The organism is Isoptericola halotolerans, assembly GCF_045689585.1.
In the GTDB taxonomy this organism is placed as follows: domain Bacteria; phylum Actinomycetota; class Actinomycetes; order Actinomycetales; family Cellulomonadaceae; genus Isoptericola; species Isoptericola halotolerans_B.
This window is the reverse complement of record NZ_CP140108.1, coordinates 3,921,953-3,934,590: the sequence shown is the minus strand read 5'-3', so window position 1 is coordinate 3,934,590 and position 12,638 is coordinate 3,921,953. Positions and strand designations below refer to the sequence as shown.

At 73.5% G+C, this 12,638-nt stretch carries 10 protein-coding genes and 1 pseudogene; 4 read left to right on the top strand and 7 right to left on the bottom strand.

Translation table 11 applies throughout. The features are described 5' to 3' along the window. Nucleotides 1–32 precede the first annotated feature (32 nt). A pseudogene (locus tag UQW22_RS18510) lies at nt 33–830 on the bottom strand (CoA transferase subunit A); the annotation flags it as partial. Between the two features lie 132 nt (nt 831–962). Between UQW22_RS18510 and UQW22_RS18505 the strand changes: the two are divergent. Next, a complete protein-coding gene (locus tag UQW22_RS18505; RefSeq protein WP_407318671.1) occupies nt 963–1,859 on the top strand; it encodes a LysR family transcriptional regulator in 897 nt (298 codons plus the stop codon). Between the two features lie 6 nt (nt 1,860–1,865). On the opposite strand, the gene nhaA is transcribed toward UQW22_RS18505, so the two are convergent. Next, on the bottom strand, nt 1,866–3,236 hold the full coding sequence (gene nhaA, locus UQW22_RS18500; RefSeq protein WP_407318669.1) for a Na+/H+ antiporter NhaA: 1,371 nt from the start codon (nt 3,234–3,236) through the stop codon (nt 1,866–1,868). A gap of 266 nt (nt 3,237–3,502) precedes the next feature. Between nhaA and UQW22_RS18495 the strand changes: the two genes are divergently transcribed. Next, complete coding sequence (locus UQW22_RS18495; RefSeq protein ID WP_407318668.1) at nt 3,503–4,840, top strand: PhoH family protein; 1,338 nt, start codon at nt 3,503–3,505, stop codon at nt 4,838–4,840. 269 nt (nt 4,841–5,109) lie between these two features. Here the strand turns inward: UQW22_RS18495 and UQW22_RS18490 are convergent, their stop codons facing one another. The 4 genes from UQW22_RS18490 to UQW22_RS18475 all read right to left on the bottom strand — a co-directional run bounded on the left by UQW22_RS18490 (nt 5,110) and on the right by UQW22_RS18475 (nt 8,492). After that, nucleotides 5,110–6,543 carry a class II fumarate hydratase gene (locus UQW22_RS18490; protein WP_407318667.1) on the bottom strand — a complete coding sequence of 478 codons (1,434 nt, stop codon included), beginning with the start codon at nt 6,541–6,543 and terminating at the stop codon, nt 5,110–5,112. A gap of 109 nt (nt 6,544–6,652) precedes the next feature. Continuing rightward, the gene (locus UQW22_RS18485; RefSeq protein ID WP_407318666.1) at nt 6,653–7,291 is read right to left on the bottom strand and encodes a carbonic anhydrase; all 639 of its coding nucleotides are present in this window, start codon (nt 7,289–7,291) and stop codon (nt 6,653–6,655) included. Then, nucleotides 7,288–8,211, bottom strand: a complete 924-nt coding sequence (locus tag UQW22_RS18480) for a carbohydrate kinase family protein (RefSeq protein WP_407318664.1) — start codon at nt 8,209–8,211, stop codon at nt 7,288–7,290. The genes UQW22_RS18485 and UQW22_RS18480 overlap by 4 nt, the downstream gene beginning before the upstream one ends. Beyond that, nucleotides 8,208–8,492: an exodeoxyribonuclease VII small subunit gene (locus UQW22_RS18475; protein ID WP_407318663.1), complete on the bottom strand. Its 285-nt coding sequence runs from the start codon at nt 8,490–8,492 to the stop codon at nt 8,208–8,210. The genes UQW22_RS18480 and UQW22_RS18475 overlap by 4 nt, the downstream gene beginning before the upstream one ends. A gap of 71 nt (nt 8,493–8,563) precedes the next feature. Between UQW22_RS18475 and UQW22_RS18470 the strand changes: the two genes are divergently transcribed. Further along, nucleotides 8,564–10,195 carry an ABC-F family ATP-binding cassette domain-containing protein gene (locus UQW22_RS18470; protein ID WP_407318661.1) on the top strand — a complete coding sequence of 544 codons (1,632 nt, stop codon included), beginning with the start codon at nt 8,564–8,566 and terminating at the stop codon, nt 10,193–10,195. A 22-nt stretch (nt 10,196–10,217) separates the two neighbouring features. On the opposite strand, the gene xseA is transcribed toward UQW22_RS18470, so the two are convergent. After that, complete coding sequence (xseA, locus tag UQW22_RS18465) at nt 10,218–11,483, bottom strand: exodeoxyribonuclease VII large subunit (RefSeq protein ID WP_407320857.1); 1,266 nt, start codon at nt 11,481–11,483, stop codon at nt 10,218–10,220. A 95-nt stretch (nt 11,484–11,578) separates the two neighbouring features. Between xseA and UQW22_RS18460 the strand changes: the two genes are divergently transcribed. Beyond that, a complete protein-coding gene (locus UQW22_RS18460; RefSeq protein WP_407318660.1) occupies nt 11,579–12,619 on the top strand; it encodes a 4-hydroxy-3-methylbut-2-enyl diphosphate reductase in 1,041 nt (346 codons plus the stop codon). Nucleotides 12,620–12,638 lie beyond the last annotated feature (19 nt).

The window sequence follows — 12,638 nt, the reverse complement described above, 5'->3', positions numbered from 1 at the left end:
GGAGCCGGCCCCGCCGTCGAGGACGTCGGCCCGGCCGGCCGGGTGGTGCGCCGCTCGATGCGTTTCTCGATCGCCGTGCCCACCGGCACCACGCGGTGCACGTAGACGCCCGGCAGGTGGATCTCGTCCGGGTCGAGCTCGCCGGGTTCGACGAGCTCCTCCACCTGGGCGATGCACACCCGTCCGGCCATGGCGGCCTGCGGTGCGAAGTTGCGCGCGGAGCGGTGGAAGACCAGGTTGCCGTACCGGTCGCCCCTCGCGGCGTGCACGAGGGCGAAGTCGGTGCTGATCGCCTCCTCGAGGACGTACTCCGTCGCGCTGCCGTCCGACGCCGCGGGATCGGCGAAGGTCCGCACGTCCTTCGCCGGCGAGGCGAGCGCCACGCCGCCGTCGCCGTCGTGGCGCTGCGGGAGTCCGCCGTCGGCGACCTGGGTGCCGATACCGGCCCGGGTGTAGAAGGCGGCGATGCCGGAGCCGCCGGCCCGCAGCTTCTCGGCGAGCGTGCCCTGCGGGGTGAGCTCGAGCTGGAGCTCGCCGGAGAGGTAGCGGCGCGCGAACTCCTTGTTCTCCCCGACGTACGACGCCGTGATGCGCCGGATGCGGTCGGCGGCGAGGAGGATGCCCAGGCCCCAGTCGTCCACGCCGCAGTTGTTGCTCACGACCCACAGGTCGCGCGTGCCCTGCGCGAGCAGGGCCTCGATCAGAGCGACCGGGTTGCCGCACAGGCCGAAGCCGCCGACGGCGAGGGAGGCCCCGTCGGGGATGTCGGCCACCGCGTCGGCCGCCGCGGCGACGACCTTGTCGGGTCCCGGGTGCAGGGCGGTGGGCATGGCAACCTCCGGCGTCGTCGACAGGGCGTCACGTGCGATCGTCCTCCGATGGTCACAGGCACGCGATGTGCGCGCAACGCCCATCGAGGCACACCCGGTGTGCACAGATGCACAGTCGGCTAGCGTGGCGGCATGCCGACGCCGTCAGCCGACCACCTGCTCGTCCTGCTCGCCGTCGCGCGCACCGGGCGCTACACGACGGCGGCCGCCGAGCTCGGGGTCACGCACACCACCGTGGCGCGGACCGTCGCGGCCCTGGAGCGCAGCCTCGGCGGCCACGTCCTCGTGCGGGGCGCCGACGGATGGGAGCTCACCGCGCTGGGGGAGCGGGCGACCCGTGCCGCCGAGGCCGTCGCGGACGCGGTCGGTCGTCTCGTCGCCGACGACGGCGAGGCCGACCCGGTCACGGGGGTGGTGCGGATGACCGCCACGGACGCGTTCAGCGCCTACGTGGTCCCGCCCGCAGTGGTCGGGCTGCGGCGGGACCATCCCGATCTCGCGGTCGAGGCCATCACCGTGACCCGGCGCCCCGCCCAGCACCGGTCGGGCGTGGACATCGAGGTGGTGGTCGGCGACGCCCCCGCGCCACGGGCCCAGGTGGTGCCGCTCGGCGAGTTCGAGCTCGGGATGTACGCCTCGCGCGACTATCTCGCCGAGCAGGGGGCGCCGCGGACCGTCGCCGAGCTGGCCGGGCACGGGCTCGTGCACTTCATCGACTCGATGCTGCAGGTGGACGACCTCGACACGCCGCGCCGGCTCGTGCCCGGCATCCGGGACGCCATGACGTCCACCAACGTGTTCGTGCACGTGGAGGCCACGCGGGCGGGGGCCGGCGTCGGGTTCGTGCCGTGCCTGGCGGCCGACCGGCACCCGGACCTCGTCCGGCTGCTGCCCGACGAGGTCCGCGACCGGCTGCCGTACCGGGCGCTCGTGCACCCCGAGTCGTGGCGCCGGCCCGCCGTCGCAGCCGTCCTGGAGGCGCTGCGACGGCAGGTCGAGGTGCAGCGGGACGCGCTGCTCGGCCGCTGACGGAGCTCAGTGCTCCTTGCGGTCCTCCTCGTCGCCGATGACCGTGGTGACCTCGTCCGGCAGGTCGTCCCGGTTCATGTCGGGGTCGCGCTCCTTCTTGGCGTCCCAGCGCAGGGTCAGGGCACCGAGCGTCGCGGCGATGACCGACGCGATGAGGATGGCCGCCTTGGCGCCGAGGGTGTGCTCGGAGCCGTGTCCGAACGACAGCTCCGCGATGAGCAGCGACACCGTGAAGCCGATGCCGGCGAGGAGCGCCACCGGCAGCAGGTCCCGCACGCCGATGCCCTGCGCCAGCCGCAACGGCGTCACCCGGGTCACGAGCCAGGTGGCGCCCAGGATGCCGATCAGCTTGCCGACCACCAGGCCACCGACGATCGCCAGCACGATCGGCTGGCCGAGGATCTCGGCCGGCCCGCCGCCGTCGACGAGGTTGACCCCCGCGGAGAAGAAGGCGAAGAGCGGCAGCGCCAGACCCTGCGACCACGGTTTGATCGCGCGCTCGTAGTGGTGCGTGCGGGTCTCGGTCTCGCCGTGGATCGGACGAGCGGTCGCCGCGAAGCCCATGAGCACGCCCGCGATCGTGGCGTGCACGCCCGAGGCGTGCATGAAGGCCCAGGCGACGACGAACAGCGGGACGAGGAGCCACCACTTCGGCGACCGGGTGCGCATGTACCAGGCGAACACGGCGATCACGACGAGCGAGGCGCCGAGCCAGGCACCGTGGATCGCCTCGGTGTAGAACACCGCGATGATGATGATCGCGAGCAGGTCGTCCACGACGGCGAGGGTGAGCAGGAACGTGCGGATCGCCACCGGCAGGCCCTTGCCGAACACGGCGAGGACCGCGAGGGCGAAGGCGATGTCGGTGGCCGTCGGGATCGCCCAGCCGTGCAGCGCGCTGGAGTCACCCAGGACGAGGATGGCGACGACGTAGAAGGCGGCGGGCACCACCATGCCGCCCACGGCGGCCAGCATCGGGACGCCGGCCTGCTTGGGACTGCGCAGCGACCCGGCGACGAACTCGTGCTTGAGCTCGAGACCGACCGTGAAGAAGAAGATCGCCAGCAGCCCGTCGGCGGCCCAGGCGGCCAGCGAGAGGTCGAGGTGGATGTACACGTCTCCGAGGTAGGCCGGGCCGACGACGGTCTCGGTGAGCGTCGCGTAAGCCTCCCGCCAGGGAGAGTTGGCGAAGATCAGCGCCACCACGGCCGCGCCGATGAGAAGGGCGCCGCCGGTGGTCTCCCGCGAGAGGAAGCGCGACAGGCGGTGTCCGAAGGTCTGGGTGTCGACGTCGGTGCTCAGGGGAAGCTCCTGTTCGTTCGGGCGGGTTCGAGCCGGCGTCGCAGCCGGTACCGCCGACCAGTCTTCCCGGCTCACCTCGGCACAGCCTACCGGCCGTCGTGCCCGGGATGCCTGCGTGTGAACTCTCGATGACGAGTTCGCGACGCGCCGGTCCCGTGACGTCCGTCACGCCGTCGGGGTCGTAGCGTGACGCTCAGGACGCACGCCCTGTGCGTTCCCGGGAGGCCATCTGATGGAGTGCTCGCTCCGCGCAGGAGGGCCGGCCCCGGCTCTGTCGCACGGTGTGCGCTCGGCCGGTCGCCCGCCCCGTCCACCGTCCCGCTCTGCGCGAGGAGCACATCGTGGCCACTGAGAACACCAGCACCGACCTGCGGACGTTCGTCGTCGACACGTCCGTCCTGCTGTCCGACCCGCGAGCCATCCACCGGTTCGCCGAGCACGACGTGGTGCTGCCCGTCGTCGTGGTGACCGAGCTGGAGGCCAAGCGCCACCACGCCGAGCTCGGCTACTTCGCCCGCAGCGCCCTGCGCGCGCTGGACGACCTGCGCATCCGGCACGGCCGGCTGGACGCCCCGATCCCCATCGGGAACGACGGCGGCACCCTGCGGGTCGAGCTGAACCACACGGACCCGGCGGTGCTGCCGGCCGGTTTCCGGCTCGGGGACAACGACACGCGCATCCTGTCGGTCGCCGCGAACCTCGCGGCCGAGGGGCGCGACGTCACCGTCGTCTCGAAGGACCTGCCGATGCGCGTCAAGGCCTCGGCCGTCGGTCTGCGGGCCGAGGAGTACCGCCACGAGCTCGCCGTCGACTCCGGCTGGACCGGCATGCGGGAGATCGCGATGACGGACGACCAGGTCGCCGCGCTCTACGAGGGAGGGACGGTCGAGCTCGCCGCCCTGGACCCGCAGGTGGTGGAGGAGGCCAGCCCCTTGCTGTGCCACACGGGGCTGGTGATCCAGGGCTCCGCGGGGTCGGCGCTCGGCCGGGTCACCGCGGACAAGCAGGTCCGCCTGGTCCGCGGCGACCAGGACGTGTTCGGGGTGCACGGCCGGTCGGCCGAGCAGCGGATCGCGATCGACCTGCTGCTCGACCCCGACGTCGGCATCCTGTCGATGGGCGGCCGAGCCGGGACGGGCAAGTCGGCGCTGGCCCTGTGCGCCGGGCTCGAGGCGGTGCTGGAGCGGCGCCAGCACCGCAAGATCCTCGTGTTCCGGCCGCTGTACGCCGTCGGCGGCCAGGAGCTCGGCTACCTGCCGGGCAGCGAGTCCGAGAAGATGAACCCCTGGGCGCAGGCCGTGTTCGACACACTCGGGGCCCTCGTCTCGCCCGAGGTGGTCGAGGAGGTCATCGACCGCGAGATGCTGGAGGTCCTGCCGCTGACCCACATCCGCGGGCGGTCGTTGCACGACGCGTTCGTCATCGTCGACGAGGCGCAGTCCCTGGAGCGCAACGTGCTGCTGACGGTGCTGTCGCGCGTCGGCCAGGGGTCGCGCGTGGTGCTGACCCACGACGTCGCGCAGCGGGACAACCTGCGCGTGGGCCGGCACGACGGGGTCGCCGCGGTCATCGAGGCGATGAAGGGGCATCCGCTGTTCGCGCACGTCACGCTGACGCGTTCGGAGCGGTCGCCGGTGGCGGCGCTGGTCACGGAGATGCTGGAGTCCCTGGAGATCTGACCGCCGGCCAGGCCGGGCATGTCCAGGCGGGCATCTCCAACCGGGCACGGCCCGGCCGGACACGTCCGGGGGAGGCGCGCCGTCCCAGGTGGACCCCCCAGCCCCGCTCGCTCGGCGGCGCGCCTCCCGCGTGCCGCCGACAGTAGCAGGTGAGGTAAGGCTTACCAAAGCCTCGGTCCGCCCCCTGAGACGAACCGTTGTGGGTGCACGACGCGCCGCTCTGCGGTGCGTGTCAATGGCGTGTCGTGCACCCACAGGGGGAGGAGGGGTCAGGCCTGGGGCGGGCGCGTCATCGACAGCACGTCGAGCGCCTCGTCGAGCTGCTGCTCGCTGACCTCGCCGCGCTCGACGAACCCGAGCGCCACGACGGCCTCCCGGACGGTGATGCCGTCGGCCACCGCCTTCTTCGCCACCTTCGCCGCGGCCTCGTAGCCGATGACGCGGTTCAGCGGCGTGACGATCGACGGCGAGGACTCGGCGAACGCCCGCGCCCGCTCCTCGTTCGCCGTCAGGCCCGCCACCGTCTTGTCCGCGAGGACCCGTGACGCGTTGGCGAGCAGCCGGATCGACTCCAGCACGCCCTGCGCGATCACCGGGATCTGCACGTTCAGCTCGAACGTGCCCGTGGCCCCCGCCCAGGCGACCGTCGCGTCGTTGCCGACCACGCGGGCGGCGACCATGAGCACGGCCTCCGGGATGACCGGGTTCACCTTGCCCGGCATGATCGAGGAGCCGGGCTGCAGGTCGGGGATCGCGATCTCGCCCAGGCCGGTGTTGGGGCCGGACCCCATCCAGCGCAGGTCGTTGCAGATCTTGGTCACGGAGACCGCGACCGTGCGCAGTGCACCGGAGAGCTCGACGAGCCCGTCCCGCGCGGACTGCGCCTCGAAGTGGTCGCGCGCCTCGGTCAGCGGCAGACCCGTGTCCTCGCGAAGCAGCTCGATCACCCGCTGCGGGAACCCGGCGGGCGTGTTGATCCCGGTCCCGACGGCCGTGCCGCCCAGCGGGACCTCGGCGGCGCGGGGGAGCGCCGCCTCGAGCCGCTCGACGCCGTAGCGCACCGCGGCGGCGTACCCGCCGAACTCCTGGCCGAGCGTGACCGGCGTGGCGTCCATCAGATGCGTGCGGCCCGACTTGACCACGCCGGCGAACGCGGTGGCCTTGGCCTCCAGTGCCGCCGCGAGGTGCTCCAGCGCGGGGACCAGGTCACGCACGACGCCGGCTGTCGCGGCCACGTGCACCGACGTGGGGAACACGTCGTTCGAGGACTGCGAGGCGTTGACGTGGTCGTTGGGGTGCACGTCGCGACCCAGGGACGTGCTCGCCAGGGTGGCGAGCACCTCGTTGGTGTTCATGTTCGACGACGTGCCGGAGCCGGTCTGGAACACGTCGACGGGGAAGTGCTCGTCGAGCTCGCCGGACGCGACCCGGTCGGCCGCCGCGGCGATCGAGTCCGCCACGTCCCGCTCGAGCACGCCGAGCTCGGCGTTCGCCAGGGCCGCGGCCTTCTTCACCTGGGCGAGGGCCTGGATGTGCCCCCGCTCGAGCGGCGTGCCCGAGATCGGGAAGTTCTGCACCGCACGCTGCGTCTGCGCGCGGTACAGGGCGTGGGCCGGCACGCGGACCTCGCCCATCGTGTCGTGCTCGATGCGGTACTCGGTCTCGGGCGCGTCGGCGCCGCCGGCGACGGTGTCGGAAGTCATGGATCTATCGTGCCGCACCCGTCGGGGCATCGACGTGTGAGAGGTGTCACGCGGTGCGCGGTGCGCGGTGCGCGAGGGCCGGCCCCGGCGCACCGCGTGCCGCACCGGCTCAGCGCAGCGGCTCCTCGGCCACGTCGCCGGCGACCTCGACCAGCCGCGCCGACCCCTCGGCGAGGTCGTACTCGACACCGACGATCGCCAGCCGCCCCTCGGCGACCGCAGCGTCCAGCGCCCGGGAGTACCCGCGCAGCGTCTCGACCGTGTGACGCACGTGGGCCGTGCGCAGCCGGTCGGCGAACGGTGCGCCGTCCTGGTCCTCGGTGGATCCGTCGGGCAGGTCCGCGATCGAGGGGATCACCTTGTCCACCACCGAGCGGACGAACCCTGGCGGCTGCTCGCCCGTGCGCAGGGTGTGCGCCGTCGCGCCGACGGCGCCGCACGAGTCGTGACCGAGCACCACGACGAGCGGGGCGCCCAGGACCTCCACGCCGTACTCGATCGAGCCCAGCACGGTGGTGTCCACCACGTGGCCCGCCGTGCGGACCACGAAGACGTCGCCCAGACCCTGGTCGAAGATGATCTCGGCCGCGACCCGGGAGTCGGAGCAGCCGAACACCACCGTGTGCGGGTGCTGGGCGGACGTCAGCTCCGCCCGACGGACCGACATCTGGGACCGCTCGGCGGGCTCGTCGCGGACGAAACGGTCGTTGCCGGCCCGCAACGTGGCCCAGGCTTCCTTCGGGGTCATGCATCCTCCAGCTCGTCGGACCACGGCGGGTTCGCCCCCGCCCGGGACACGGTGACGGCGGCGACCGCGGAGCACCGCTCCAGCAGCGTCTGGACGGTCGTCGGGTCGATGCCGCGCAGGGCCTCGCGGCGGTCCGCGCCCAGCAGGTCGGCCGCCCACAGCCCGTCCAGCAGCGCACCCATGAACGAGTCGCCCGCGCCCACGGTGTCGACGACCGTGACCGCGCGCGAGGCCACGTGCACCTCGCCCGAGCGCGTCACCGCCGTCGCGCCGTCACCGCCGAACGTCACCACGACGAGCGCCGCACCGAGGTCGTGGACCCAGCCGCGGGCCACGTCGAGCGGGGCCGTCCCGGCGGCCAGCCACTCCAGGTCCTCGTCGCTGACCTTCACGACGTCCGCGAGCCGCACGAGCGCCTCCACGTGCGTGCGGGCCTGCGCCGGCTCGCCCATGAGCACCGGGCGGGCGTTCGGGTCGTAGGTGATCGTCGACGTCGACCGTGCCGCGTCGACCAGGGTCCGCACGTCCGAGGCGCCGGGTTCGAGCACCGCCGCGATCGACCCGGTGTGCACGGCCAGGGTCTCCGCGGTCGCCGCTGCCCCTGCCGGGACGCGCCAGTCCAGGTCGAACTCGTAGGTCGCCGAGCCGGTCGCGTCGAGCGTGGCCTGGGCGACCGACGTGCGCTCGGCGCCGTCGCTGCCGGCCGTCGTCGTCACGTGGGACGCGGCGAGCCAGTCACGGACGGTGTCGCCGCGGGTGTCGCGCCCCAGCCACGTGGCCAGCCGGGCGTCCCGGCCGAGCCGTCCGAGGGTCAGCGCCACGTTGGCCAGCGAGCCGCCGGGGTGCTCGGCGACGGACCCGTCGGCCCGGCGCACGACGTCGACGAGCGCCTCGCCCACGGCCAGGACGTGCTGCGTCATGAGCTCTCCTCCGTGGTGGGGCTCGCGGCCGACTGCGCGGCGGCGAGGCGCTCGCGGGCGCCGTCGAGCCATTCCTGGCAGCGGGCGGCGAGCGCCTCGCCGCGCTCCCACAGGGCCAGCGAGGCCTCCAGCGGCTCGCCACCGGCCTCGAGCCGTGCGACGACCTGGACGAGCTCGTCGCGGGCCTGTTCGTACGTCAGCGTCCCGACGTCGGGGACGCCGGACGATGCGGAGAGATCTGCGTCGGTCACGGGGACCAGTGAACCGCACCGCACCCACATCGTGTCGAGCCGTCTCGCGCCCGGGGCATATCTCGTTGCCTCGCGGTCGCCGGCGGGGGAGGATCGGCGCCATGGGTCATCTCGAGGTGGCGCACGTCGAGTACGTGCTGCCGGACGGGCGCGCACTGCTCGACGACGTCTCCTTCCGCGTGGGCGAGGGGAGCGCGACGGCGCTCGTGGGACCGAACGGCGCCGGCAAGACGACGCTGCTGCGGCTGGTGACCGGCGAGCTGCGCCCCGACGCCGGGACGGTCACGGTGAGCGGTGGTCTCGGCGTCATGCCGCAGTTCGTGGGGTCCGTGCGGGACGCGACCACCGTGCGTCAGCTGCTGGCGAGCGTCGCCCCGCCACGGGTACGCGACGCCGCGCGAGCGGTCGAGGAGGCCGAGCTGGCCGTCATGGAGGTGGACGCCGACGCCGACGGGACCGCGGTGCAGATGCGGTACGCCCAGGCGCTCGCCGACTGGGCCGAGGTCCAGGGCTACGAGGCGGAGACCCTGTGGGACGTGTGCACGACGGCGGCGCTCGGCGTCGAGTTCGAGCGCGCCCAGTGGCGCGAGGTGCGCACGCTGTCCGGCGGGGAGCAGAAGCGGCTGGTGCTCGAGGCGCTCCTGCGCGGGCCCGACGAAGTCCTGCTCCTCGACGAGCCCGACAACTACCTCGACGTGCCGGGAAAGCGGTGGCTGGAGGACCAGCTGCACGCGACCCGCAAGACGGTGCTGTTCGTCTCCCACGACCGTGAGCTCCTGGCGCGCTCGGCGGACCGGATCGTCGCGCTCGAGCCGGGCCCCGCCGGGTCGGACGCGTGGGTGCACGGCGCGGGCTTCGCCACGTTCCACGAGGCGCGGCGCCAGCGGTTCGCACGGTTCGAGGAGCTGCGCCGGCGCTGGGAGGAGAAGCACGCCCAGCTCAAGAAGCTGGTCCTCACCCTGCGCCAGCAGGCGGCGAACAGCCCGGACATGGCCTCGCGCTACCGGGCGGCGCAGACCCGGCTGCGCAAGTTCGAGGAGGCCGGTCCGCCGCCCGAGCCACCCCGCGAGCAGGACATCCGCATGCGGCTGCGCGGCGGCCGCACCGGTACGCGGGCGGTCACGTGCGAGGCGTTGGAGCTCGTCGGGCTCATGGAGCCCTTCGACCTGGAGGTCTTCTACGGCGAGCGGGTCGCGGTGCTCGGGTCCAACGGGTCGGGCAAGTCGCACTTCCTGCGGCTGCTGGCCGGGGACGACGTCGCCCACACGGGCAGCGCGCGCCTCGGCGCCCGGGTGGTGCCCGGCCACTTCGCACAGACGCACGCCCACCCGGAGCTGGCCGGTCGCACGTTGCGCGACATCCTGTGGGAGGACCATGCGCAGGACCGCGGCAAGGCCATGGCGGCGTTGCGGCGCTACGAGCTGACGACGGCGGCCGAGCGGCCCTTCGACCGGCTCTCCGGCGGGCAGCAGGCGCGGTTCCAGATCCTGCAGCTGGAGCTGGGCGGATGCACGGCCCTGCTGCTGGACGAGCCCACCGACAACCTCGACCTCGAGAGCGCGGAGGCGCTGCAGGAGGGCCTCGAGGCGTTCGACGGCACGGTCCTCGCCGTGACGCACGACCGGTGGTTCGCCCGCGGGTTCGACCGCTTCCTGGTGTTCGGCGCGGACGGTGCCGTGCGCGAGACGCCGGAGCCCGTCTGGGACGAGGGCCGGGTCGAGCGGGTGCGCTGAGGCCCGGCGCCGTCGTCGTGCACTACGCCGGTGAGACGCCCGTCACCTCGGCGTCGAGGGCACCTGTGGCGAGCCGGACGCGGACCGCGTCACCCGCCGCGACCTCTGCGGCGTCCCGGACCACCGCACCGTCGCCGCGCTGGACGACGGCGTAGCCGCGGTCGAGCGTCGAGGCCGGCGACAGCGCCCGCACCTGGCCGGCGAGACGACCGATCTCGCCGGACCCCTTGAGCAGGGCGGCGTCCAGGCAGTGGCGGGCGTGGCGCAGGTGCTGGGAGATCTCGGTCTCGCGAGCCTCGACCATGGTCAGCGGGCGGCGGAGCACGGGACGCGAGCGGACGGCGTCGAGCCCGCGGCGCTCGCGGTCCAGCAGTGCCTCCACCGCCCCCCGCAGCCGGTGGCGGGACTGGGTCACCCGGTGCCGCTCCTCGGCGACGTCGGGCACGATCCGCTTGGCCGCGTCGGTCGGGGTGGAGGCCCGGTAGTCCGCCACGAGGTCCACCAGCGGGGTGTCGGTCTCGTGGCCGATCGCACTGACCAGGGGAGTGGTGCACGCTGCCGCGGCGCGGACGAGCGTCTCGTTGCTGAAGGGCAGCAGGTCCTCGACCGACCCGCCGCCGCGGGCGACGACGACGACCTCGACCTCGGGCCGGGCGTCCAGCTCGGCGACGGCCGCGCAGACCTCGCGCACCGCGTCGACGCCCTGCACCGCGACCTCGCGGATCTCGAAACGGACCTGCGGCCACCGCGCCCGGGCGTTGACGACCACGTCGTGCTCCGCCTTCGACTCGCGCCCGCACACCAGGCCGACGACGGCGGGCAGGAACGGCAGCGGCCGCTTGCGGTCGGCGTCGAACAGACCCTCGGCGGCGAGGACCCGGCGCAGCTGCTCGATCCGGGCGAGCAGGTCCCCGACGCCGACCTGCCGGATGGCGGAGGCGCGCAGCGACATGCGACCCGTCTTGACCCAGAACTCCGGCCTGGCCTGCACCACGACGTGCTGGCCGACCTCCGGCCTCGCGTCGAGCGCGTCGAAGGCCCGGGTGAGCATGTGCACCGGCAGCGACGCCTCGACGTCGGTGTCGCGCAGGGTGACGAACTGCATCCCGGACGTGCGGCGGTAGGTGTGCTCGACCACCTGACCCTCGACCCACACCGGGGACATCCGGGCGACGTAGTCGCGGATCTTGGTCGACAGCAGGCGCACGGGCCACGGCTGCTCCGCGGTCGTCTGCGCGGCTCGTTCGGGCAGGGGCCGGGGGGCTCCCGGTCCGGGGCTGGCGTCGATCACGCACCCCAGGATGCCGTACGCCGCCCACAGCGCAGCGACGGTCGGTGCCGGGCCGTCACAGCGTCTCCACACCGGCCTCCTAGACTGGCCGGGTGACGACGACAGCTCCCGCCCCCGCCCGCACCTCGACCAAGCGCGTGCTGCTCGCCGCCCCCCGGGGCTACTGCGCCGGGGTGGACCGCGCCGTCGTCGCCGTGGAGAAGGCGCTCGACGCCTACGGCGCGCCCGTGTACGTGCGCAAGGAGATCGTGCACAACAAGCACGTGGTCGACACCCTGCGCGACCGGGGTGCGATCTTCGTCGAGGAGACCGACGAGGTCCCCGACGGCGCCCGCCTGGTGTTCTCGGCGCACGGGGTCTCCCCGGCGGTGCGCGCGTCCGCCGCCGCACGCAGCCTGGACACCATCGACGCGACCTGCCCGCTGGTGACCAAGGTGCACAAGGAGGCCGTGCGGTTCGCGAAGGACGACTACGACATCCTGCTGATCGGCCACGACGGTCACGAGGAGGTCGAGGGCACGGCCGGCGAGGCGCCCGACCACGTGCAGGTCGTCAACTCGCCCGACGAGGTCGACAAGGTCGTGGTCCGTGACCCGGAGAAGGTCGTCTGGATCTCGCAGACGACGCTGTCCGTCGACGAGACGATGGAGACGGTGCGCCGGCTGCGGGAGAAGTTCCCCGAGATGCAGGACCCGCCGAGCGACGACATCTGCTACGCGACGCAGAACCGTCAGGTCGCCGTGAAGAAGCTCGCCCCCGAGTGCGACCTGGTGATCGTGGTCGGTTCGGCGAACTCCTCCAACTCGGTCCGGCTCGTGGAGGTCGCCCTGCAGGCGGGTGCCCGTTCGTCGTACCGGGTGGACCGCGCGACGGAGATCGACGACGCCTGGTTCGACGGCGTCACCACGGTCGGCGTGACGTCCGGCGCCTCCGTCCCGGAGATCCTCGTCGACGACGTCCTGCGCACGCTCGCCGACCGCGGGTACGGCGACGTCGAGGAGGTCCGGACGGCGACGGAGGACCTCATGTTCTCGCTGCCGCGCGAGCTGCGGGCGGGCCTCAAGGAGTCCGGCGGCCAGGACGACCGGCCCCGGCCGCAGAAGCGGCGCGAGCTGCCGATCCAGCCGGTCTGACCGGACGTCCTCGCCGGAT

Bases quoted from the DNA above. Each gene is read 5' to 3' on its own strand.
- UQW22_RS18505 (WP_407318671.1), top strand. From the start codon at position 963: ATGCCGACGCCGTCAGCCGACCACCTGCTCGTCCTGCTCGCCGTCGCG.
- UQW22_RS18480 (WP_407318664.1), bottom strand. From the start codon at position 8,211: ATGACGCAGCACGTCCTGGCCGTGGGCGAGGCGCTCGTCGACGTCGTG.
- UQW22_RS18475 (WP_407318663.1), bottom strand. From the start codon at position 8,492: ATGTGGGTGCGGTGCGGTTCACTGGTCCCCGTGACCGACGCAGATCTC.
- UQW22_RS18490 (WP_407318667.1), bottom strand. From the start codon at position 6,543: ATGACTTCCGACACCGTCGCCGGCGGCGCCGACGCGCCCGAGACCGAG.
- UQW22_RS18485 (WP_407318666.1), bottom strand. From the start codon at position 7,291: ATGACCCCGAAGGAAGCCTGGGCCACGTTGCGGGCCGGCAACGACCGT.
- UQW22_RS18470 (WP_407318661.1), top strand. From the start codon at position 8,564: ATGGGTCATCTCGAGGTGGCGCACGTCGAGTACGTGCTGCCGGACGGG.